This is a genomic window from Mucilaginibacter ginsenosidivorax (genome assembly GCF_007971525.1).
Classification (GTDB): domain Bacteria; phylum Bacteroidota; class Bacteroidia; order Sphingobacteriales; family Sphingobacteriaceae; genus Mucilaginibacter; species Mucilaginibacter ginsenosidivorax.
On record NZ_CP042437.1, the window covers coordinates 7,297,498 to 7,320,925 of the forward strand.

14 protein-coding genes are annotated in these 23,428 nt (G+C 43.4%); 12 read left to right on the forward strand and 2 right to left on the reverse strand.

Annotation, left to right across the window (positions count from 1 at the left end):
- The first annotated feature begins 90 nt into the window (after positions 1-90).
- The 6 genes from FSB76_RS30010 (at position 91) to FSB76_RS30035 (ending at position 9,463) form a co-directional block, all read left to right on the forward strand.
- A complete protein-coding gene (locus tag FSB76_RS30010) occupies positions 91-966 on the forward strand; it encodes a DUF58 domain-containing protein (protein WP_225976351.1) in 876 nt (291 codons plus the stop codon).
- Between the two features lie 62 nt (positions 967-1,028).
- Positions 1,029-2,543, forward strand: a complete 1,515-nt coding sequence (locus FSB76_RS30015) for a BatA domain-containing protein (protein ID WP_147060107.1) — start codon at positions 1,029-1,031, stop codon at positions 2,541-2,543.
- Positions 2,540-4,666 (forward strand): DUF4175 family protein, encoded by a 2,127-nt coding sequence (locus tag FSB76_RS30020; RefSeq protein WP_147060109.1) that lies wholly within the window; start codon positions 2,540-2,542, stop codon positions 4,664-4,666. Before FSB76_RS30015 ends, FSB76_RS30020 begins: the two co-directional genes overlap by 4 nt.
- A 6-nt stretch (positions 4,667-4,672) precedes the next feature.
- A complete protein-coding gene (locus FSB76_RS30025) occupies positions 4,673-6,457 on the forward strand; it encodes a Rossmann-fold NAD(P)-binding domain-containing protein (protein ID WP_147060111.1) in 1,785 nt (594 codons plus the stop codon).
- Positions 6,458-6,486: 29 nt separating this feature from the next.
- Positions 6,487-8,124 carry a TldD/PmbA family protein gene (locus FSB76_RS30030; protein ID WP_147060113.1) on the forward strand — a complete coding sequence of 546 codons (1,638 nt, stop codon included), beginning with the start codon at positions 6,487-6,489 and terminating at the stop codon, positions 8,122-8,124.
- A gap of 7 nt (positions 8,125-8,131) precedes the next feature.
- Positions 8,132-9,463, forward strand: coding sequence for a TldD/PmbA family protein (locus FSB76_RS30035; RefSeq protein ID WP_225976352.1), 1,332 nt, complete (start codon positions 8,132-8,134; stop codon positions 9,461-9,463).
- A 71-nt stretch (positions 9,464-9,534) separates the two neighbouring features.
- Here the strand turns inward: FSB76_RS30035 and FSB76_RS30040 are convergent, their stop codons facing one another.
- Both FSB76_RS30040 and FSB76_RS30045 read right to left on the reverse strand, forming a co-directional pair.
- Positions 9,535-10,050 (reverse strand): hypothetical protein, encoded by a 516-nt coding sequence (locus FSB76_RS30040; protein ID WP_147060118.1) that lies wholly within the window; start codon positions 10,048-10,050, stop codon positions 9,535-9,537.
- Between the two features lie 69 nt (positions 10,051-10,119).
- The gene (locus FSB76_RS30045; protein ID WP_147060120.1) at positions 10,120-13,041 is read right to left on the reverse strand and encodes a ligand-binding sensor domain-containing protein; all 2,922 of its coding nucleotides are present in this window, start codon (positions 13,039-13,041) and stop codon (positions 10,120-10,122) included.
- Positions 13,042-13,451: 410 nt separating this feature from the next.
- Here FSB76_RS30045 and FSB76_RS30050 point away from each other — a divergent pair, with 410 nt between their 5' ends.
- From FSB76_RS30050 to FSB76_RS30075, 6 genes are all read left to right on the forward strand, one after another.
- Positions 13,452-16,574 carry a SusC/RagA family TonB-linked outer membrane protein gene (locus FSB76_RS30050; protein ID WP_147060122.1) on the forward strand — a complete coding sequence of 1,041 codons (3,123 nt, stop codon included), beginning with the start codon at positions 13,452-13,454 and terminating at the stop codon, positions 16,572-16,574.
- A gap of 23 nt (positions 16,575-16,597) precedes the next feature.
- On the forward strand, positions 16,598-18,100 hold the full coding sequence (locus tag FSB76_RS30055; protein WP_147060124.1) for a RagB/SusD family nutrient uptake outer membrane protein: 1,503 nt from the start codon (positions 16,598-16,600) through the stop codon (positions 18,098-18,100).
- A gap of 27 nt (positions 18,101-18,127) precedes the next feature.
- The gene (locus tag FSB76_RS30060; protein ID WP_147060126.1) at positions 18,128-20,224 is read left to right on the forward strand and encodes a phage tail protein; all 2,097 of its coding nucleotides are present in this window, start codon (positions 18,128-18,130) and stop codon (positions 20,222-20,224) included.
- A gap of 12 nt (positions 20,225-20,236) precedes the next feature.
- Positions 20,237-21,133: a PKD domain-containing protein gene (locus tag FSB76_RS30065; protein ID WP_147060128.1), complete on the forward strand. Its 897-nt coding sequence runs from the start codon at positions 20,237-20,239 to the stop codon at positions 21,131-21,133.
- 7 nt (positions 21,134-21,140) lie between these two features.
- The gene (locus tag FSB76_RS30070) at positions 21,141-22,196 is read left to right on the forward strand and encodes a family 16 glycosylhydrolase (protein WP_147060130.1); all 1,056 of its coding nucleotides are present in this window, start codon (positions 21,141-21,143) and stop codon (positions 22,194-22,196) included.
- 154 nt (positions 22,197-22,350) lie between these two features.
- On the forward strand, positions 22,351-23,190 hold the full coding sequence (locus FSB76_RS30075) for a glycoside hydrolase family 16 protein (RefSeq protein ID WP_158643014.1): 840 nt from the start codon (positions 22,351-22,353) through the stop codon (positions 23,188-23,190).
- The last annotated feature ends 238 nt before the right edge of the window (positions 23,191-23,428 follow it).

Genomic DNA, 23,428 nt, shown 5'->3' on the forward strand with positions numbered 1-23,428 from the left:
GAGGATTGCTTCGTACCTCGCAATGACGGTCGCGTATTAATCCGCTTTCAGATAAAATCCGACATCGAACATCTCAAATCCGAAATTAAAATGCTTGATCCCAAAGTATTAATGACCATTAAGGATTTGCCGTTACTGGCGAAAACGGTTATTGATGGCTTTATGAATGGGTTTAACAAAAGCAAGGTGAAGGGGCCCGGGTTGGAGTTTAGCCAGTATCGCAGCTATCAGCCCGGCGATGACCTGCGCTGGCTGGACTGGCGCATGTTTGCCCGCAGCGACCGGTATTATATCCGCGAATCGGAGGTGGAAACCAGTATTTCTGTAAAGTTTTTGGTTGATGCCAGCGCTTCGATGGATCATGATGATAACGGGATAAAAAAGATAGATTATGCCCGTTTCCTGGTGGCATCGTTGGCCTGGCTATCCAATTTGCAGGGCGATTCGGTAGGGTTGTACGTTTTTCAGGATGGCGGTTTGTTTTCGTTAGCATCCAAACCCGATCCGCAACATTTGCAACGGTTATTTTATCACCTGCAACAGGTTAAACCCAACGGTAAGTTTACGCAGCCTGTTCATTACAAAGAGTTGTTTGCCGGCGATGGCCGTAAGGAGCTATTGGTATTTGTTACCGATATGTACCAGGCTGATGGCGAGATAAATAAACTGCTGGATTCACTAACAGCTTTAAAACATGAAGTGGTAGTATTTCACCTGATGGGCAAAAATGAGCTTGACTTTGACTTTGGTGGATATGCTTCATTAGAAGACCTGGAAACCGGGGACACCATCGAAATAAATACCCAACAGGCAGCCGACTACCAGCAAAAGCTGAAAAGCCATTTAGAGGCAATCCGGATGCAATTACTGGGCAAGCACATCTATTACAGGATGCTGAGCACCGCACAGCCATTAGATGAAGCCCTGCGCGATTTTTTAACACAACGACATAAAAGCAAATTTTAATAAACTGTTTACTTTATTCATTTCTTAATTCAATAACTCATTAATTCAATAATTAATAAAAGGTGCAGTTTTTAAATCCCATATGGTTGTTTGCCATTGCCGCGATAAGCATCCCGGTAGTAATACACCTATGGAACATCAGGCCGGGCAAAACCCTAAAGGTTGGCAGCATCGCCCTGATAACCGCCGCGGCCCAAAAAAGCAGCCGGAGTTTTAAGCTGAACGATGTGTTGTTATTTATTTTACGATGCCTGTTTTTATTAACGCTTGCTTTTTTATTGGCGGCTCCTTTTTGGCAGCGCAGCCAGGCAACAGCCCAAGTAAAAGGGTTGGTGCTTATCCCTAAAGCCAATCTGAAAGAGACCTATGAAAATTTGAAATTTACTGTAGATTCTTTGTCTAAAGCGGGTTATGAGTTTCATTTTTTTGATGAAAATTTTACGAAGTTCGAACTAAATAAAGTGCTGAATGATAGTTTATTAAAAGATAAGTATGAAGTAAAAAATTACTGGAACCTGGTGGCGAAATTAAACGAAAAGCTACCGCCAACCCTGCCGGTTTATTTACTCACCCCAAACCAGGCAAGGTACTTTAACGGCAGCAAACCATCGGTGTCGCTCAACCTGCATTGGCAAACTTATACCCCCGCCGACTCGGTAAGCACATGGGTTGAAAATGCGTGGTTCACCAGTAATAATTCAATAAAAGTTATCGAGGGCAATAGCCGGCCGTCGGGTACTTATTTTACAAGCTATGTTATCCAATCCGAAGGCGATCCAAAATCGCCGTTCATGGTAAATGTTAACCATGGCGGCCTGGTTATCAGTTTGAAAACGGCTCCGGAAAAAAGTACGCCAATTGATACAGGCACTTTACGGGTAGCTATCTATAGCGATAAATACAGTGTTGATGAAAAGTACTTAGGTGCTGCTTTACAGACTATTATCGATTTTACCCAACGTAAAGTTGTAGTCAAAAAGTATACTGATGCGGCGCAAATACCGACAAAACAGGACTGGTTATTTTGGCTTTCCGACAAACCCGTTGGTACCAGTGTACTGGGTAAAGCAGCCTATGTATTAAACTATCAACAAGGGAAGATCGAGGCGGAATCATCATCAATAAAAACCAGCAGTGCTTTTGCCTTAGCCGAAAGGGAGGAACCCACAGTGATTTATAAACTGGTTAAAAATGAAAGTTATAGTGGTAAATCTATTTGGGTTGATGGTTATGGCAACCCTGTTTTAACGCGGGAGCAAAGCCCACAAACTACACAGTACCACTTTTATTCCCGCTTCAATCCCGCCTGGAATGACCTGGTTTGGAGTAATAATTTTGCAAAGTTATTATTGAAGCTGGTTTTATTTAATCCTGATTATGAGGCGTTAAATAGTCGTGATTTAACTAAAATTAACCACCAGCAAATGGTGCCAAATATAATTTGGTCAGCAAAAAACACTGGTGAAAGTAAAATAATTGTGCAAACAGATCTGTCGCGTTATTTCTGGCTGATACTGGTTGCTGTGTTTATTGTCGAAAGATGGGTTGCTCATAAAAACAAGCCTGTATTAAAATGATTGAACAAACAGGTATATACAAAATAAACGCGATACGCAGGTGGTATATCAGTTATCAGCTGCTTGCCGATGTGTTTTTTGCCGCTGCTATATCGCTGCTTTCAATTGCTTTGTTAAAGTATTTATTTAAAGTGCCGGTGCTTTGGGTGTTACCGTTATTTGTATTATGCCTTGCAATTTTTATTTTCATTCATCGGGTCTGGAAAACCAGCGACGTTTTAATAGCTAAATTCCTTGATCAACAATATCCCGAACTGGAAGAAAGCAGTGGGTTGATATTAAAACCTGCGTCAGAATTAAACCTGCTGGAAACATTGCAACTACAAAAAGTAGAAACCCAGTTGCAGGTTGTTCCGCAGTGGCATAATTCGTTTTTAAAGCGGGCTAAACTTGCGCTATTGTTGCTGCTATTTTCATTCGGATTGACCTGGGTACTAAACAAGCCGTCGGCAACAAATCAATCTTTAAGGGGAAAAGCCTTATCAACTAAAAACAATGCTATTCCGGAAAAGGTACTGCCTCAAATATCCTCGGTTAATGTTATGGTTCATCCACCCACATACACGGGTAAACAGCTACGCAGCCAGGATAAGTTTACTTTAAATGTAGAGGATGGTGCGACGGTGAGCTGGAAAATCGCCACCAATATCGCGGTTAAACAGGTGGCATTGCTCTTTAACGATAAGGAAACTATCAACCTTAAAAATATAAACCCCGATAAAACCGTCTGGCAGATTGAAAAACTGATTAACAAGCCCGGTTTTTACCAGGTTAAGGTTGATGGCAAGCTTTCGGACTTATACCAGGTACAGGTAATAACAGACCAGCCGCCCGTTATCCATATCAAATCGCCTAAACAATACACCTATATTGATGCCGGCGAAGCGCAAAAAGTAAATATTGATGCAACTGTTAATGATGATTATGGTGTAGCAAACGCGCTGGTTTTTGCGACGGTCGCCAAGGGAAGTGGCGAGGCCGTGAAATTTAAAGAGTATAAACTCAATTTTTCTACCTCCTTCAGTTCGCACCTGCCGCAGTATAGCCTGCAAAAGTTAATTAGTTTGCCGGCTTTAAACATGGAGCCTGGCGACGAACTTTATTTTTATATCCAGGCTACTGACACCCATCAACAGCAAAGCCGTACGGATGTTTATACGGTATCTATACAGGATACTGCTCAATTGTTAAGCATGGATGGTATGCTGAGCGGGGTAAACCAGAAGCCGGAGTTTTTTCGTAGTGAACGGCAGATTATACTTGATACCGAAAAATTACTGAAGGATAAAGACAGCATCACAACAGTAAAGTTTAACGACCGAAGCAATGATCTGGGTGTTGATCAAAAGCTGCTTCGGCTGCGCTATGGCAAGTTTTTGGGCGAAGAATCAGAATCGGATATTAACCCTGCGGATGTGAAAGATGATCCGGTTGGGGATATCAAAAACTACGGTAATGCGGCGGTAATATTGGATAAATACACTGATAAACATGATAATGCCGAAGACGCCCAGTTTTTTGATCCTGAACTTAAAAAACAACTCAAAGCCACACTTACAGAAATGTGGAAAGCCGAATTGCAATTAAGGCTTTACAAGCCGCAAGACGCGTTGCCATTTGAGTATAAAGCACTGCGATTGTTAAAAGATTTGCAGCAAAAATCAAGGATGTATGTAGCTAAAACATCCTATAATCCACCGGCGTTAAAGTTAGAGAAACGGCTAAGCGGCGATTTGTCGAAGATTAACCAACCTATCAATAAATCGGACGTTAAACCCGGGACCGATCAATATGAAAATTTAAAAAAGGCGGTGCAGGTTTTAGCGCAGCTTAAGGTTGCGCCAAAAATGACCGTTGCAGATGAGCATGTGCTTGCTTTAGCCAACCAGCAGCTCAGTTCAAAGGCTTCGGCTCAACCTGGTTCCTACTTGTCGGCTTTGAGTGCCATGCGCCGGATATTATCGAAACCAGGTAAAATTAAGCCGGGCGATATCCCGTTGGTGGAAAGGGCCATTCAAAAAACACTAATTCCTGTTGATAGAATGCCGGTTGCGACGCAAAGCCCCGCCGACTTGGGTTTATCGCAGCAGTATTATAAAAACCTTAACCGCTTAAACCGCTAAATACAAATGAACTGGAACACCATTGTTATCGTCATTTGTATTTTAATTGCTGCTTTTGCGGTTTGGAAAGAGTACGTTCGGGCGAACCAATCGCGTTTAGTTTTACGACTGCTTGCAACTATAACGGCCATAATTGCCTTAGCCTGTATTGCTTTGCCTTTAACTTACCAGGTTGAAGTAAACCGGCAGGATAAAATGGAAGTGCTATTACTAACCGAAGGTTTTAGCGGCGATAGTTTAAGCAGGTACAATACCGAAAAAATATTCACCCTAAATAGCACAATCAGCAAAAAGAATCCAAAGGCAGTGCTGATCTATGATTTAGCAGATCTGAAATCCGATTCGACAATTACACAAATACGGATTTTGGGCGATGGTTTGGATAAGGAAGAACTGCAGCGATTAGATCATGTACCGGTAATATTCCATCCTGCGGTTTTTAAACAAGGAATAACCGCTGTTACTTGGAATGAGCACCTGAAAGCAGGAGATGAGATTAACGTTGCCGGAACGTATAAAAACAGCTTGTCTCAAAAAATAAAACTGGTACTGAAAGGTTTAAGTACGGGTCTGGATTCGGTGATTATACCGCCAGGGCAGGCCAGTCCGTTTAACTTAAAAAGCACGCCAAAAAATTTGGGTAAAAACGTTTACAATTTACTGGCTATAGCTGGGACAGATACCCTCGGAAATGAAAATATCCCATTGCAAATTGAGCCGGCCAAGGCTTTGAACGTTTTAATGCTAACAGCATCGCCCGATTTTGAGAGCCGTTTTTTAAAGAACTGGCTTTCCGAAAACGGATACGCGGTGGCAGTCCGCTCGGCAATCAGTAAAGATAAATTCAATAAAGAGTTCATCAACCTGGCGCAATTTCCGCTTGATCATTTATCAGCGTCAGTCTTTAGAAAGTTTGACGTTTTAATTGCCGACCTCTCTGTTTTGAAAACACTAAACGGGGCCGAGGCTGCCGCTTTACAACAGGAAGTAACCCAAAAAGGCCTGGGGGTAGTTATCCGGGCCGATAGTACCTTAAGATCAAATTCGTGGCTACAACGCGATTTTCCTGCTGACCGGCTGGCGGTGAAAGATCCGGCCCCGGTATCGCTCAGCATACAAGGCAAAACCGGTAATACAGCCAAATTGAATGCCGGAATGGTTTACCTGGCAACCCAAACTAATACACAATCATTGGTTAGTGACTACTACGGACATGTTCTGGCGGCCAATACATTGGCAGGTGCAGGTAAATTGGTATTCACCCCCCTGAATAATACATTCAGCTGGGTGTTGAGTGGTAATAAAGCCGATTATTCAGCTTTATGGTCGTTATTAATTGCAAAGGCAGCACGAAAAGTTGCCACGCCTGAATCCTGGACGGTAAAATCGGCTATACCAACAGTCTCAAATCTGGTTGAGTTACAGTTGGAGAGCGCCGTAGCGCCATCGGTAATACAAATTGACAGTGCGGTTATCTCTCCGATACAAAATAGCAAACTCCCTTTTCAATGGAGGGTTAACTACTGGCCACAGGCAGATGGCTGGCAATCTGTAAAACAAGGTAACGGTGCTTTAAGCTGGTTTTATGTTTATAATTATAATGACTGGAACACTATAAGAGCGCTAAAAAAACAAGCCGACACCAAGACCTATATCGCCAACAATGCGATTAAGAGCAATGTAACGAAACAGATACACGAAAAAGCCACGATTGCTGTAAGTAAAATTTATTTTTATATTTTGCTATTGATTGCTTGCGCCTTTTTATGGTTAGAGGCCAGGTTTCAGTAGCTACTACTAACAAAAGGAGGAAATATACTTTGAGAAGACGTGACTTTATCTATTTAACGGGTATGGGTGCCGGCGCTTTAATGCTGCCCGGTATGAATGCCCTCGGTAAAACAATCGATCCTATACAGGCGCTGGAGGGCGTTGATGTAAAGATCAAAAAGGAGCTGGCAGATGTGGCTTTAAACGCAGCCAAATCAAACGGAGCTACCTATGCTGATGTCAGGATTGGCCGATACCTTAACCAGTTTGTGGTAACCCGTGAAAACAAGGTGCTTAATGTGGCCAATACCGAATCGTATGGTATCGGTATCCGGGTTATAGCTAATGGTTGCTGGGGATTTGCAGCAACCAACGATGTAACTAAAGAGGGCATGGCTAAAACTGCCCTTAAAGCAGTTGCAGTTGCCAAAGCCAATGCCAAAATTGGCGGAGCGCCTGTAGAGCTTGCCCCTCAAAAAGGTTACGGCGAAGTGAGCTGGAAAACACCGCTTACCAAAAACGCATTTGAAGTACCCATCAAAGAAAAGGTTGACCTGTTGCTTAACGCCAACGGCGTGGCCATGGCGGGCGGCGCCAACTTTGTAAACTCGATAATGTTTGCTGTAAACGAACAAAAATACTTTGCGTCTACCGATGGCTCGTATATCGACCAGGATGTACATCGCTTATTCCCAAGTTTTACGGTAACCAAGATAGACCCGGCTGCCGGTTCATTTGAAACCCGCAGATCATTAAGTTCGCCGGTTGGCATGGGATACGAATATCTTGACTCATTGGATAGCGAGAAAGTGGCTGGCATAACTACCCGCTACAAAAAGCGTTATGACATGATTGAAGATATGAAGTTTGCTACCCAGCAGGCAGCCGATAAAATAAAAGCAAAATCGGTTGAGCCGGGCAAATATGACCTGGTGCTTGATCCTTCGCATTTATGGTTAACCATTCACGAATCTGTTGGCCACCCTACCGAGCTTGATCGTGTATTGGGCTACGAGGCTAACTTTGCCGGTACCAGCTTTTTGACACTGGATAAATGGAAATCGGGCAAGTTTAATTTTGGCAGCAAGGCCGTAAATATTGTGGCCGATAAAACCCAGGTGGGTTCATTAGGGGCTGTAGGTTATGATGATGAAGGTGTTAAGTGTAAAAAATGGGATATCATTAAAGAAGGCACCTTAGTTAACTACCAGGCCATCCGCGACCAGGCGCACATTATCGGGCTTACCGAATCACAAGGCTGCTGTTACTCCCAAAGCTGGCAGGATGTGCAATTTCAGCGTATGCCAAATATATCCCTGCAACCAGGCAAAACCCCATTAAGCGTTGATGAGATGATTAAAAACGTCGAGAAAGGTGTTTACATTATTGGCGATGGCTCGTTCTCTATCGATCAGCAACGCTATAACTTCCAGTTTGGCGGGCAGCTGTTTTATGAGATTAAAAACGGCAAGATAGCCGGGATGCTTAACGATGTTGCCTACCAGGCCAACACACAGGAGTTCTGGAATTCATGCAGCCAGGTTTGCGACGAGCGTGACTACCGTTTAGGCGGAGCCTTTAACGACGGTAAAGGCCAGCCGGGCCAGTCAAGTGCGGTGTCGCACGGATCATCCACCGCGTTGTTTAAGGGAGTTAATGTAATCAACACTAAAAGAAAGATCGGATAACTGAATTATGCCTATATTAAATAAAGAAGAAGCCCAGGCTTTACTAAAAAAGGTACTTGCCTATTCAAAAGCCGAGGAGTGTGAGGTAAGTTTAAACGGAAGTGAAGGTGGGAATATCCGCACTGCATTAAACGCCGTTTCAACAGCCGGTGATATCAGTACTATTGGATTGGCTGTAACATCGGTTTTTGGCAAAAAGGCAGGTACTGCCACCATTGACGAATTTGACGATGCGGCCCTGGAAAGAGTTGTGCGCCGGTCGGAGGAATTGGCACAGTTAGCACCGGCCAACCCCGAATATATGCCGATGTTAGGCCCGCAAACTTTTGCCGAGGCTATCACCTTTAATGTCAACACAGCAGCCATAACGCCCGATACCCGCGCCGAAATGGTAGCCAAAAGCCTGGCGGTTACCAAAGATGCAAAATTGACAGCCGCGGGGTTCCTTGAGAATTCTACCAGTTTTAACGCCGTAATGAATTCCAAAGGGCTGTTTGCTTATAACAAAGGTAGCGATGTTACTTTCTCTGTTACCACCCGTAACCAGGAAGGCACAGCATCTGGCTATGCTGCCAGGGGATTTACAGATGTAAGTAAGATGGATACCTACTCGGCAACCAAATACGCAGCAGGTAAATGTTTAAGTTCGTCTGGTGCAAAAGCGATAGAGCCAGGTAAATATACCGTGATACTGGAGCCCGTTGCAGCTACCTATTTGTTGGAGAACATGTTCCGCTTTGATGCCCGGAGCGCGGAGGAAGGCCGCAGCTTTCTGAGTAAAAAGGGTGGAGGCACCCGCCTGGGCGAGCAGCTAATGGACTCTAAAGTAAATATCTACTCTGATCCTTTTAACCCCGACCTGCCATCAACCACATGGAGCGGTGAAGGCTTGCCACGCGAAAAAACCAGCTGGATTGAAAAAGGCGTGGTTAAAAACTTAAGCTATAGCCGCTATTGGGCTGATAAAAAAGGTGTTAAGCCTTTGCCTGGGCCCGGCAATATCATCATGGATGGCGGCGATGCCAGCCTGGAAGACCTGATCAAGAGCACCGAACGGGGTATCCTGGTATCACGCCTGTGGTATATCCGCATGGTTGATCCGCAATCGTTGCTGTTAACAGGGCTTACCCGCGATGGTACTTTTTATATCGAGAACGGCAAAATCAAGTTCCCGGTTAAAAACTTCAGGTTTAACGAGAGCCCGGTTATAATGCTTAACAACCTGGAAGCCCTGGGCAAGCAGGAGCGAAGCATCAGTGTAGAAAGTTATCGCAGTTACTTGATCCCTGCTTTGAAGGTCAGGGACTTTACGTTTAGCTCATTATCAGACGCTGTTTAAATTTGTAACAAAAAACGGGAAATTTTAATTAAGATCCCGTTTTTGTTATTTATATAGTGGTTTTGGGGATACTATACCATAACGTCATCAAGCGCATGTACAACCGAAGCCACAGCATTTACGTCAACAGGTGATCCGGGTTGATCTACAAGCTGTACAGCAAGGTTGCCTATCCAATATGGTGCAGTATCCTCATTTCCGGCCGAACTGTTGCCATCGTGGGGGTAATCAAGCGCCTGGTCGTCAGAGTCGGCAGCATGTACTGATTCATGAATGAACGTACCGGTTATACTCCCTAATGATCTGTTCAATTTATTGCCTGCAATATTGATATGGATAGAAGTTGGATCGTTTGGATCTTCATACCCCAGTTCCCTGGTGAAATATTTCTTGAATGTTTTTACAGATAACTGAAGGTTGCAATTTTGCATCGACGCGGCTACCTGCGCGCCTGTAGCAGTGGTGAAATAGAAGCCGGGTTTGGCAGCAATTGCCTGATAAAAGGCACCATCGGCCAAAAGTTTGTTTGCTTCTGCTACGCCATCAATAAGAATTTGGATTGATCCATTGTAGGTTATTGTCATCATGATAAAATAGTTTTGTAACAGTAAAACTAATCTTATCTTTTTTTGCCCGGAATACCTGCATCAAGGTATTTATTTCATTATTTCCCGTTGAATTTCAAACAGAAACTCAAATAAATTGATCTCCGTAGGGATTTGCAGTTTCTTTCTCAGCCTGTATCTGCTTATTTCAACCCCCCTTACAGATATAGCCATTAACTGGGCAATCTCCTTACTGGATAGGTTCATGATGAGGTAGGCACATAACTTTAGCTCCTGCTGGTTGATGCTGGGGTAGCGGTCTTTAATCACAGTCAGGAAGTCGGCGTGTACTTTGTTGAAGTGCAGCGAGAATTGTTCCCATTCTTCGTTTACCTTTTTTTCTTCGGACAGCAATCGCAGGATTTTTTTAATTTCTACCGTTTCAACAACATCCTTACCCGATTTATTGATGCGTTGCAGTTCGTCCTTTACTTTTAAAATAAACTCCTTTTTTTGCACCAGGCTCATGGCCGAGCTGGCCAGTTCGGAGTTTTTATATTCAATTTCACTCTCCAGTTTTTCGTTCTTCAATTTCACCACCTCTTTTTCCGACCGCTCCAGCTCCAGCTGGTGCAGGTAGGCCATTTGCTTTTGCTCTTCCTCGTTCTTTTGCCGCTGTATCAGCAATTCTTTTTGCTGGTTGCGAATGTGCCGCTTTTCCTGTTGCTGGTAAACAAAATAAAGCAGGTAGCTAAACAGTATCAGGTAAACAAGGTACGCCCAGATGGTTTGATACCAGGGCGGACTAATGGTGAAAGTATAAACGCTCACCGGCGATTCGTTATTCTGGTGATTGCGCGCCTTTACCATAAAAGTATAGGTACCTGCCGATAGGTTGGTATAGTCCTTTTCAGTCTTTTTTGACCAGGCCGACCATTCCTGGTCAAAACCTTCCAAATAATAACTATAGGTAACGTTTGATTGTCCCTCAAAAACAGGCGAGGAGTATTCAAAGTGAAGTGAGTTCCATAAATAACCCAGGGAACGGGTATTGGATGGCAGTTGCTTATTATCGTCATTAACCAATCCAAAATATCCGCCAAAAAGTAGGCTATCGGCGCCTGCCGTTGCTTTAACCTTGCGGATAAAAACCGACAGCGGATGAATATTCTGCTTGTATTTGGCGTAATTTATATGATAATAGCCGTTCTCGCTCCCTATAAAAACGTTGTTATCATTAATGGGATAAACATTTTCAAAGCCGCTTAATATTTTATCGGTTAGCTCGGGGATATAGGTAATGGTTGGTTTGGAGGATGAATAATCGACCACGCCAAGGCTTTTTTCCTGCACAAACCAAATATTGCCCGATGGATCTTCTCTTAAATACCTAAGGCTCCTTGTTCCGAAAATTCCTTTATAAGCCTCGGAAGGCTCAAATCTATCTGCCGAAGCATCATATTCATAAACACCTTTTTCTGTAGCTACAACTACACGGTTCCTGATCTTAAAAACAAAATTGTTTAAGGTTGATGGCAGGCCTTGCGCCTGGGTATACATTTTCACCTGCGCATTGTCGGGGCTTATTTTATAAATGCCACGGGTGGGGTGCGATGTCCAGATATTACTTTCCGCGTCCACGGCCATAAAACGCGCTGACTCGTAATATTTGCCAATATTTCCCTTATCGATAAAGCCCGTATTTGTGCGTTCAAATAACCGCACACCGTAATAATTGCCGGCGGCAATTAAATTGGTGCCGGGTTTGTTTAATAAAGGTTCAAAAAGCCAAAACCCTGTGGCATTATAAATTGGTAGTAGCTTATCTTCACTTATTTTAAACATGCCATCATCGCGGCCAGCCAGCAAATCGTCGTTAACTACCGACAGGTGCCATGATAAGCCTTCGGCTAAAACGTTAAAATTATTTTTAGCGTAGCTTAAATCGGCAATATCTTCTACAGGGAACTTGTATATGCCTGTCGACATAGAAAAATACAGCGCGTTTTGGTATTTGACCATGGCATAGCCGCTGCCATCTTTAAACACGGCCGGGTTAATATGTTTTACGGCATTATTGAAGGCGATAAAATCGATGCCATTATCAAGTCCCAGCCATATATTATGGTTTACATCCATAAACATGCAGCGCACATTGGTATTTTGAAGCCCTTCTTTTTTCGATATCTTTTCTATTACAGTACCGTTTTCATCAACCTGGTAAATGCCGTTGGTATAGGTACTTAGCAGGTAATTGTTTTCGCCGATGGCAACCGCCGCCGAAAATGCCTGCTGGCCACCTATATCGAAGCCGCTAAGCTGCCAGTTTTTGAGCTGATTCCCGGTTAAAACAAAAACGCCGTTTTTGGCAGTAGTAACCAGGCTGGAGTTTTCGCCAAACCGGCAAACGCTGGTAATGTAGAAGCCATTGGGGAGATCCTTTTTTTCGATAAAGGTTTGCCAATTGTTGTTTTTAAAAACAAGTACACCCTTTTGCTCATCATGTGCTATTAGCTGGCCCTGGTACAAGCCCAAAAATAACCACGATGATGAGTTATAGATAGCCATTTTACCCGAGCTATACCTGAAAATTTTATCGTGTGACCGAAAAAACACATCATCGCCATAGGCCACAATATCCCAGATATCCGAAAAATTCTGGTCTGCTTTGGGCAACAGATTTTTTAACGACGTAAAAGTAAGCTGTCCGTTGTTCCCGGGAGCAAAGTACCCCAACTCGTCTTGTCCGCCCGCGTAAAGTTTCCGGTCCTTTCCAAATTCAATAGATCTAACTATAGTTTTATTAGGGAGCGGATATAACTGCCAGTATGCCCCGTCAAAAACAAGCACGCCCTCGTTGTTGGCAAAATACATGCGGCCCTGGGCGTCTTGCCTTATTTTCCAGTTTTGTGTGCCGCCGTTATATTGTTTTTTATCAAAATTAACCGTTTCGCGCTGGCCAATATAAGTTTGTGAAGATGCCCGCAGTACACCCGCAAACAGAAGTAAAAAAATAATAGTACGTGAAAACATATCAGGTTATAATGCGGCGATGAACATTTTAATAAATGTATCAACTATAAGTGCGATTAGCTACTAATATGACGATTTTTTCAAACTGTGTGGTAGTGATGTAGTCGGTTTTTTCGCTGCAATGGCCCTTGCATCTACATTTGAAGCGTCGAAACCAATTGACCAAACCAATTATAATATTAAAAATTTTAACGCGAGTATGAATGTATTATGCCTCACGATGCCCTGTATAATTAATTTATGTAGCGGTAAATACGGTATGGAAAATATCCCGCCAATCAGTCCGGAATTTCCGCCATAAACCATTTCAAATATTTTTAACCGCACCCTGACCAGGTGCGCTGCATCCGGGTAATAAATCCGGAATGTAGCTATCAATGATAATTATATAACCTAAAATTCAAAATTGTATGCAAGTAAAACTCAGGTTTTGTATGTGCATCGCCTTACTATTTTGCCTTGTAAGCGGTGCATTTGCGCAAAACGTTCGATTAACCGGTAAAGTAACCCAAAAATCAGATGGGCAACCTTTACCTGGTGCATCAGTATCTATTAAAGGTACAACCACAGGTGCAATAACAGATATCAATGGTAATTATACGCTTAGTATACCGCAGGCTGGCGCTACAATAGTAGTATCATTCCTGGGTATGGAAACCGCGGAAAAAACAACGTCAAAAGGCGGCGTACTTGACTTTGCTTTAGAAGACAATGCAGCTAAGGCATTGAATGAGGTAGTGGTAGTTGGTTACGGAACGCAAAAAATAACCAAAGTTTCGGGCGCTATATCAACTATTAAAGCTTCTGACATCCAAAAATTAACCCCAACACGGGCAGAAGAAGCGCTGCAGGGGCAGGCAGCGGGTGTAAGCGTTATTCAAAGCGGTTCTCCGGGCTCAAAACCTACGGTGCTGGTAAGGGGTATCCCATCATTTTCGGGTACCGACCCAACGGTAATCATCGATGGTGTGCAGCAAACTTTAACCGATTTTAACTCCATCAATCCAATTGATATCGAATCGATCAACGTGCTTAAAGATGCGGCTACAACAGCCATATATGGCGTACATGGTGGTAACGGTGTAATAGTGGTAACTACCAAAACCGGTAAAAAGAACCAGAAACCGCAAATTGCCCTAACCACCAATTATGGTATCCAGGAAGTAGCGCGCACAATTGGTGTGTTAAATGCTACCGAATATGGCGCTATTGTAAATGAGGGCAGTGTTACTTCGGGTGGCAGCGTGATATTTCCCGACCTGAGCACGCTTGGCGTTGGTACCGATTGGCAAAAGCAAATTTTCCATACAGCGCCCATGCAAACGTATAATTTATCGGCTACGGGCGGCAGCGAAAACGTGAGCTATTTCCTGTCGGGCGGTTACCAAAGCCAGGGTGGTATAGTAGGGGGGATTGATAAATCGAGGTTTGACAGGGGAAACTTTACTGCCAACCTTAACTTCCAGCTAAGCAAAAAGCTAAAATTTACCATCAACGCAACTGATGTTATCCTTAAATCAAAAGGTATCCAGGAAAATTCGTTCAACAGTATTTTAGGTAGCGCCTTAAACTTTGATCCAACCGTGCCTATTTATAATAATGTACCCAATACGGTAGGTAAATACGGCTTCAGTAACCATATTTTCTCGGAGGTTTATAACCCGCTTACCAAGCTGGAGAATACCTACAATACCAACACAGGCAACAAACTGTACGGCAAATTTGAGTTACAGTACGATGTATTTAAAGGCTTAACCTTAACAAGCAGGTTTGGCTATACCAAATATGATTCAAATGCAAAAACATTTACACCTCTTGTATTTTACGGTCCTCAAAACGTAGATAATACGATGAATGCCGACGGAACAACTGTTACCGGCATGCACAACAGCGTATCGCACGAGAAGGACAGCAACTTTAATTACTCATGGGAAACCTATGGTAATTACAATTTTAACCTGGATAAAGACAATCATTTTGAAACTACCGCAGGATTCTCATTATACCGCACATCGGGCAACGCCGATGGCGCAAGCAGGCAGGATGTGCCTTATAACTCATGGGAATTTGCCGATTTTACTGCTGCAACCGGCACAAACTCAGCTACAAATACCAATGCGCTTAGTGGTTACTACTACCAGTACTTCCGCCGGAATGTTTCGTACTTCGGTCGTGTAAACTACGATTATAAAGAAAAGTACCTGGCATCATTTGTGGCCCGCCGCGATGGTTCATACGCTTTTGGTACCAATAATAAGTTCGGTAATTTCTACTCCGGTTCGTTGGGGTGGGTAGTAACCAGCGAAGACTTTTTTAAAGTACCTTTTATTGATTATTTAAAAATCAGGGGTAGCTATGGCGCTATTGGCAACGAAAACGTTAGCCCGCAATATGTAAAAATTTCAACCGGCGGCCCTGATTACGGCCCAACTGCCAACAGTAATGGTTATAACTTTGATAACGTATTTTATCCAGGTTCAACTGTTGCATCGGCTGCCAATAACAGCCTGAAATGGGAACGCCAGTTACAATCAAACGTAGGTTTTGATATTCATTTCTTTAACAGCAAGCTTAATATCTCGGCAGATTATTACCAGAAAAAAGTAAACGGCTTATTATTTACGCCAAACGCTTCATTATACCTGGGTACCGTGCCGATACCTACCGCTAATATTGGCTCAACCAAAACCAACGGTTTTGATATTACCCTAAGCTATAATGAAACTGTAAACAAGGATTTTAAACTGGGTAATACGTTTACATTTACTACCGCAAAAAACCTGGTTACCGCCACCAATACCGATAACAGCGCCAAAATATACGGCGGCAGCTATTTTAACGGTCAGTCGCAAACAGTAACCGTATTCCAGAAAGGATTTACCCCCGGCTATTTTTACGGCTATAAAACAGATGGTTTATTTCAAACCGCTGCCGACATTGCCAATGCACCTACCCAATCGGGCGCACAACCCGGTGATATTCGTTATGTTGACGTAAACAAAGACGGCAAGATAGATGCTAACGACCAAACTAAAATTGGTGATCCTTTCCCTAAGTTTACTATAGGCTGGAATTTGAGTGCATCATACAAAGGCTTCGATTTCAGCGCCTTTACTTATGCATCTATCGGTAACGATATTTACAGGGCTTACGAACGTAATGGTAACTATACCAATAAATTCCGCAGCGTACTGGCCAGGTGGACCGGTCCGGAAACTACAAACGATGCCCATAATCCAAGATATTCATTTACCGATCCGAACAGCAACATCCGCGTATCTGACAGGTATGTAGAGAACGGTTCATTTGTAAAAATCAAAAACCTGCAGCTGGGCTATACCTTCCCTAAATCAATAACCGGAAAGGTGTTTAACAGTGTGCGCCTTTACGGCCAGGTTAAAAACGCCTTTGTAATAACCAAGTATACCGGTTATGATCCGGAAATATCAGGCGGTATCCTGGATACAGGTGTTGATCGTGGCGAATACCCGCAACCACGCATCTATTCATTTGGCCTTGATATCAAATTATAATCAGTTAAATAGATCATATTACAATGAAGAAGAAATATATATTAATGAGTTTGGTTACCCTGGTTACCATACTTGCATCCTGCAAAAAGTTTGTGGATTACAATCCACACGAAGATTTTGTGACAACGGAGCAGGACTATTTAAAATCGGAGACTGATTACCGCACCATGGTAATTAGCGCGTACTCGCCGTTGCAATGGCTAAATCAGATGGTGCCGGTGGGCGATATTGCCTCAGATAATTCGGTAACCGGCGGCGAGAGCGCTTCCGATGTGTTGTCGTTACAGCAGATAGATGATTATACCAACACTCCCATTAACTCAACCATGACCGATTTATGGCAGGTGGCCTACGAGGGCGTTAACCGGGCCAATTATTTAACCCAATACAAAGATAAAAACCTGGCAGGCCAAACGGTTACTTTTGCTGGCAAGGATGCCCTTTACGGCGAGGTTTACTTTTTAAGGGCTTACTACTATTTTTCGCTGGTACGCATGTTTGGCGACGTTCCGTTGTTTACTGATAAGCGCCTGGGTGTAACCGATTCACGTACCTTAAAAAGATCGCCTAAGGCCGATGTTTATAAGGCAATTGAGGCCGATTTAACCAGTGCTATCGCTGCACTACCTGCTGTACAAACACAAAAAGGCCGCATTACCAAATATGCCGCGCAGGCATTGTTAGGCAAGGTTTACCTTTACGAAAACAAATTTGACCAGGCAGCGTCGACATTAGAAAGTGTAATTACCTCCAACGCTTTCTCGTTAGTGGCCGATTTTAATTCGATATTTCTTGCAGCCGGCGAAAATGGACCTGAATCGGTATTCGAGATCCAATACACCAACGGATCGCCGTATTACAACTGGGGTGGTGTAACCCGCGGCCAGGGCAACTACTCGGTACAGCAATGTGGTATCCGCGGTTTAAACGGCAATATTCCGTATGCAGCAGGCTGGAGCACCAACCTGCCATCGCAAAATTTAGCCTCGGCTTATTCCGCAGGCGATCAGCGTAAAGCAGTGACAACTTTTGATATCGAGGCTTACAAAAACGCCAATCCTGCATTAGGTATTACTTACCAGGTAGCGCCGTATAAAAATACCGGCCTGTATAATGGCAAATATTTACCCCGCAAAGGCGAAACATCGGGCCAGGTGGAGTTGAACTATTTAAACAACTTCCGCACTATCCGCTATGCCGAAGTATTGCTAATGGCTGCCGAAGCCAACAACCGCGCTACCGCGCCAAACGATGTAAAGGCGCAGGGCTACCTGAACCAGGTACGCCAGCGTGCATTTGGCGATGCTAACCACAATGTCACCTTAACCGGTGCAGCGTTGAAACAGGCTATATGGGACGAGAGAAGACTGGAACTGGCTATGGAAGGCGACCGGTTTTTTGATTTGGTTAGAACAGGGCAGGCCGCCGCAAAAATTCCGGGTTTTAAGGTCGGTAAAAACGAGGTATTTGCCATCCCGCAGTCAGAAGTGGATGTTTCGGGCTTAACCCAAAACCCGGGATATTAATTCATTTAACTATTAAAACTAACGATCATGAATGCAAGAAAATATTTTTATAGCATAGCGTTATTACTGGCTGTTACCGCGGGTTGCAAAAAAGAATCATATACCGATACTTCTTTTGTAAATGGTATTACATCACCTGCTAAGCTATCTGTCCTGTTTGATATTACGCAGGATAACTCGGGCCTGGTAACTATTACGCCAAATGGCGAAGGAGCGGTATCGTACGATGTTTATTATGGCGATGCGGGCAGTACTTATGTAAAAGTGCAGTCGGGCAAAAACGTACAGCACACCTATGCCGAAGGCAATTATACGGTTAAAATTGTAGGCCACGGCCTTAATGGTAAAACAACCGAATTTACTCAGCCTTTAACGGTATCGTTCCGTGCACCCGAAAATTTGAAGACAACAGTAACTACATCGGGTTTAAGTATTAATGTATCGGCATCTGCCACCTACGAAACCTTATTTAAAGTTTACTATGGCGATTCGACAGCCGTTAACCCCGAGCCTTTTAAATCATTTTTAGAAGGGCAAACTTTAACCCACACTTACGCCGGTGCAGGTGTATATGTAGTTAGGGTTGTGGCCCTTAGTGGCGGCGCAGCAACAACTACCTTGCTTGATACCATAAAAGTGGGCAAGCAAATAGATTTGCCTGTTACTTTTGATGATCCTAATTACGATTATACCATGAGCGATTTTGGCGGTAATCAATCATCGGTAGCTGCCGACCCGGCCAACCCGGCTAATAAAGTTTTAAAAGCCATTAAAACAGCCGGAGCTGAAGTTTGGGCTGGTACCACCATCGGTACCTCCTTAGGTTTCGCAACTAAAATTCCTGTTACTGCCGCTTCATCAAAAATGAGCGTGCGGGTTTATTCGCCTGCAGCAGGATTGGATATTAAACTAAAAATTGAAGACCATAACAACGGCAACCATGCTGTTGAAACCGATGTTAAAACAACCGTTGCCAATAAATGGGAAACGCTGACATTCGACTTTAATTCGCCTGCCGCCGGCACACCAGGATTAAACGCGGCATATACTTATGACAAAGCATCATTGTTCTTTAATTTTGGCGTAAACGGCGATGGCAAGGCCTATTATGCCGATGATCTTAAGTTTGTTCCATCGGCCCCTGCATTAACTCAGATAAACCTGCCGGTTACATTTGATGATGCCACGGTTAACTATACCATGACCGATTTTGGCAACAACCAAACAACCGATGCCATTGACCCAACCAACGCGGCCAATAAAGTAAAACTTACAACCAAGCCAAACGGCGCCGAAGTATGGGCAGGTGTAACCATTGGTACACCGGCCGGCTTCCTTGCAAAAGTGCCGCTAACTGCAACAAGCAACAAAATGACGGTAAGGGTTTACTCGCCGGCGGCTGGTATTGATATCAAATTGAAGCTGGAAGATCATACCAATGGCGCCAATTCGGTCGAAACGGATGTGTTAAGCACTGTGGCTAATGGCTGGGAAACGCTGACCTTCGATTTTACCAAAAACGCATCCGGTACACCTGCTGTTAACTACGCCACTACTTATGATAAGGCATCCATCTTCTTTGATTTTGGTAATGCAGGTAACGGTAAAAAATTCTATTGGGATGATGTCAAGATGGCCGCCTCGGGGCCTGAAGTTTTGGGCATTCCGCTTACTTTTGAATCAGCTACGTTAAGCTATGCGTTTACCAATTTTAATGGCGGAACTGTGACTGTAATTGCCAACCCAAAGTCATCGGGTATAAATACCAGCGCCAAAGTTGGTAAAATGGTTAAAAATCCTGGCGAAACCTATGGCGGCAGCTATATTACATTACCAAACCCGATTGATTTTTCGACAAAGAAAACTTTTACAATGAAAGTTTACTCGCCAAGAGTGGGCGCCAAAGTATTACTGAAAGTTGAAAACCTGACGGACGGCGGTACAAGCTTCGAAAAAGAAGTAACCACCACCAAAGCCAATGAATGGGAAACGCTCACGTTTGATTACAGCACCATCAACACTGCAAAATCATACCAAAAAGTAGTGCTGATATTTGATAACGGAACAAGTGGCGATGGATCTGCCAATTACACCTGGTTGTTTGATGATATTTCACTTAATTAATATTAACAGATCATGAAATTCAATATAAAATTAATCGCCATATTTTTTGCCGCTGCCGCGATAGTTTATAGCAGCTGTACAAAGCAAAAATATCAGTTCGGCAGTATCAAAACGCCGGCAGATCTTAAATTAACGGCAACTATTACCGGCGCCGATGCCGCAAATCCAGCGGGATCGGGTGCCGGCACTGTAGCTATAGCCGTAACTTCAAGCAACGCTATTACCTATAACATTGATTTTGGCGACGGTAACAAGCAAATTGTATCATCGGGTGTTATCACCTACAAATACAATAACCCCGGCACATTTGATTATACCATTACGGTGAATGCCGTGGGTACCGGTGGTGTAACGTCAACCATTAGCAAAAAAATAACAGTTTATGTAGCCTATACTATTCCGCCGGCAATAGTTTCGGGCTTAACAGGCGGCTCATCGCGTACCTGGGTAACCGACAGAACAGCGCCCGGGCATGTAGGGGTGGGGCCAACCAATACGTTTACCCCGGATTACTATGCAGCCTCGCCAAATCAGCGTGCCGATTGTTTGTATGACGACGAGATAACTTTTACCAAAGATGCCAATGGAAACATCATCATGACCATTGATAACAAAGGGCAATCATTTGTAATAGCTGCGTCAACCGCGCACTACGGGGTAAGTGGTGGCGATAATTGCTATGCTATTGATGAAACAGGCGCTAAAAAGCTGGTATTTATGGATGCTTCATCCGGCTCAAATTCAGGCAATTCAACCATGGTGCAATTTGTTGTGCCGGGTAATGGATTAATTAACTTTGGTACCGGCGGCAATACCTACGAGATTTTATCAATCAGCGATACCAATATATCGTTACGCAACATCGGTATCGACGGACTGGCATGGTATCAAAAATTAAAAGTTAAATAACCAGGATATGAAATTTTTAAAAGTGGTAATATTAATTCTACTGGCATCATCATTTGCCGCTTGCAGTAAAAAAAGCAGCGGTACGGGTACGCCAAATAATCCACCCACCGGGCTGGATATGACATCAAACGTAAGCACGGACGCCAGTGGCAATGTAACGTTTAACGCTACCGCCACCAATGCGGTAAGTTATGAGTTTGATTTTGGTAATGGCGTTTTTCAAACATCTGCTTCAGGATCAGTAACCTATAAGTATCCGGCAGCGGGTACTTATACGGTAAAAGTTACGGCAAAAAGCGGTACAGGGCAAACAGCCGTCAAATCTATCCAGGTAACGGTTTCATTAACCGCAGACACCGGAGGCGGAACAGGGGCAGGGGCCACCTGGGCCGAGGAGTTCAATACCGACGGTGCGCCAAATTCGGCAATATGGGGATATGATCTGGGAAACAATAATGGCTGGGGCAATAATGAGCTTGAATATTACACCAACCGGAGCGATAACGTTATCATATCGGGCGGAACACTGAAGATAAAACTCAAAAAAGAGGATTATATGGGCAGCGCTTACACATCGGCAAGAATTTTGACGCTTAACAAGTTCTCGTTCAAGTATGGTAAGATAGAAATAAGGGCCAAAATGCCTGCCGGCTCTGGTACATGGCCTGCCATTTGGGCAATGGGCGATGATATTGCTACTAATCCCTGGCCCGGTTGCGGCGAGATAGACATTGTTGAGCACCTTGGCCGCGATTTGAATAAGATTTATGGTACGGTACATTATCCGGGCCATTCGGGCGGCAATTCTGTAGGAGGCACTACGGTAATTACAGGCGCCACTACCGATTTTCATAGGTATGCTATAGATTGGTCGGCAGCGGCTATCAAATTTATGGTTGATGACGTAGTTTATTTTACCGTGCCTAATGACAATAGCTTGCCATTTAACCACAAATTTTTTATCATACTTAATGTGGCTATGGGGGGTAATTTTGGAGGCGCGGTTGATCCTGCATTTAATAACGCACAAATGGAAGTTGATTATATCCGGCTTTACCAATAAGTTTAACTTGCAACGCCATTTACCTGCGCATAAAGCCTGGGTAGATGGTGTTGTAATTAATACTACAACTAATTAAAAATTCACTTAATCATAATTTATGATAAACTATCGAAAGTATAGGTACTGTTTTTTTCTGCCGCTTTGTGCTATGCTGATGCCAACAACACCGAGCTTTGCTCAAAAGAAAAAATCGACATTAAAAACGGCAGAAAAAGTAATTTTTTTTGACGATTTCTCTGAAAAGAAACTGGATCGCAGTAAGTGGGGGGCCGAAATAACAGGTCAGCATAACAACAATGAATTGCAGGCCTACATCGATACCAACACTACGGCCTTCCTGGTAAACGGCGCAGCAGCCGAAGGAGCTAAAAATGGCGCTTTGGTAATAAGACCACAATCGATGCCAGGTTTTAAAACAAAAGACGGACAAAATTTTGATTTTATATCGGCTCGATTAACTACCGAAAATAAATTTGAGTTTACCTACGGCAAAGCCGAAGCAAGGATTAAACTTACTGATGGCGCCGGACTTTGGCCCGCCTGGTGGATGCTGGGTAAAGGCGCCTGGCCCGAGTGTGGCGAAATTGACATTATGGAATACGTAGGCGAAAAGGATTGGGCAAGTGCTGCCGTGCACGGCCCCGGCTACTTTGGCGAAACTCCTTTTGTAAACCGGCAGTATTTTACAGCCGGAAACGATGTTACCCAATGGCATACCTATGCTGTTGAATGGACACCCGATGCCTTGAATTTTATTTACGATGGCAAATTGATGTTCAGGGTAAATAAAAAAATGACAAATCATTATGGCAAGTGGGCATTTGATACCAAAAAATACCTTATCCTGAACTATGCTTTAGGTGGTGCTTATCCTGTAAAAATAAATGGTGTAACATCGCCGTATAACGGTATGCCGGCATCGTCAGTTAATCTTGTTAAAAACGGTGAAGCAAAGATGCTGGTTGATTGGGTTAGGGTAACTCAAAAAGAGTAACATTTAACAAAGTCTTTTGAATTTAAAACCGGCTGCTACAGTCGGTTTTTTTTTGTGATTTGAAATTTAACAGGCGGTTCAGCTATAAAAAATGAAAAATTAAGCGAAAAATTTTACGAAGCGGCAAACCATTTTCTTTTTTTTTCGTATAAAGGTTGAGATTTGATTTCTATAAAAACAGTGTGGTAGGCTATGTTATTGGTTGTAAATAATTTACCGGTTTAAGTATTATTTAAAC

Excerpts from the sequence above, each read along its gene's own strand:
- FSB76_RS30060 (WP_147060126.1), top strand. The coding sequence starts at position 18,128 with ATGAATGCAAGAAAATATTTTTATAGCATAGCGTTATTACTGGCTGTT.
- FSB76_RS30020 (WP_147060109.1), top strand. The coding sequence starts at position 2,540 with ATGATTGAACAAACAGGTATATACAAAATAAACGCGATACGCAGGTGG.
- FSB76_RS30055 (WP_147060124.1), top strand. The coding sequence starts at position 16,598 with ATGAAGAAGAAATATATATTAATGAGTTTGGTTACCCTGGTTACCATA.
- FSB76_RS30050 (WP_147060122.1), top strand. The coding sequence starts at position 13,452 with ATGCAAGTAAAACTCAGGTTTTGTATGTGCATCGCCTTACTATTTTGC.
- FSB76_RS30045 (WP_147060120.1), bottom strand. The coding sequence starts at position 13,041 with ATGTTTTCACGTACTATTATTTTTTTACTTCTGTTTGCGGGTGTACTG.
- FSB76_RS30065 (WP_147060128.1), top strand. The coding sequence starts at position 20,237 with ATGAAATTCAATATAAAATTAATCGCCATATTTTTTGCCGCTGCCGCG.
- FSB76_RS30070 (WP_147060130.1), top strand. The coding sequence starts at position 21,141 with ATGAAATTTTTAAAAGTGGTAATATTAATTCTACTGGCATCATCATTT.
- FSB76_RS30010 (WP_225976351.1), top strand. The coding sequence starts at position 91 with ATGCTTGATCCCAAAGTATTAATGACCATTAAGGATTTGCCGTTACTG.
- FSB76_RS30025 (WP_147060111.1), top strand. The coding sequence starts at position 4,673 with ATGAACTGGAACACCATTGTTATCGTCATTTGTATTTTAATTGCTGCT.
- FSB76_RS30035 (WP_225976352.1), top strand. The coding sequence starts at position 8,132 with ATGCCTATATTAAATAAAGAAGAAGCCCAGGCTTTACTAAAAAAGGTA.
- FSB76_RS30075 (WP_158643014.1), top strand. The coding sequence starts at position 22,351 with ATGCCAACAACACCGAGCTTTGCTCAAAAGAAAAAATCGACATTAAAA.
- FSB76_RS30040 (WP_147060118.1), bottom strand. The coding sequence starts at position 10,050 with ATGATGACAATAACCTACAATGGATCAATCCAAATTCTTATTGATGGC.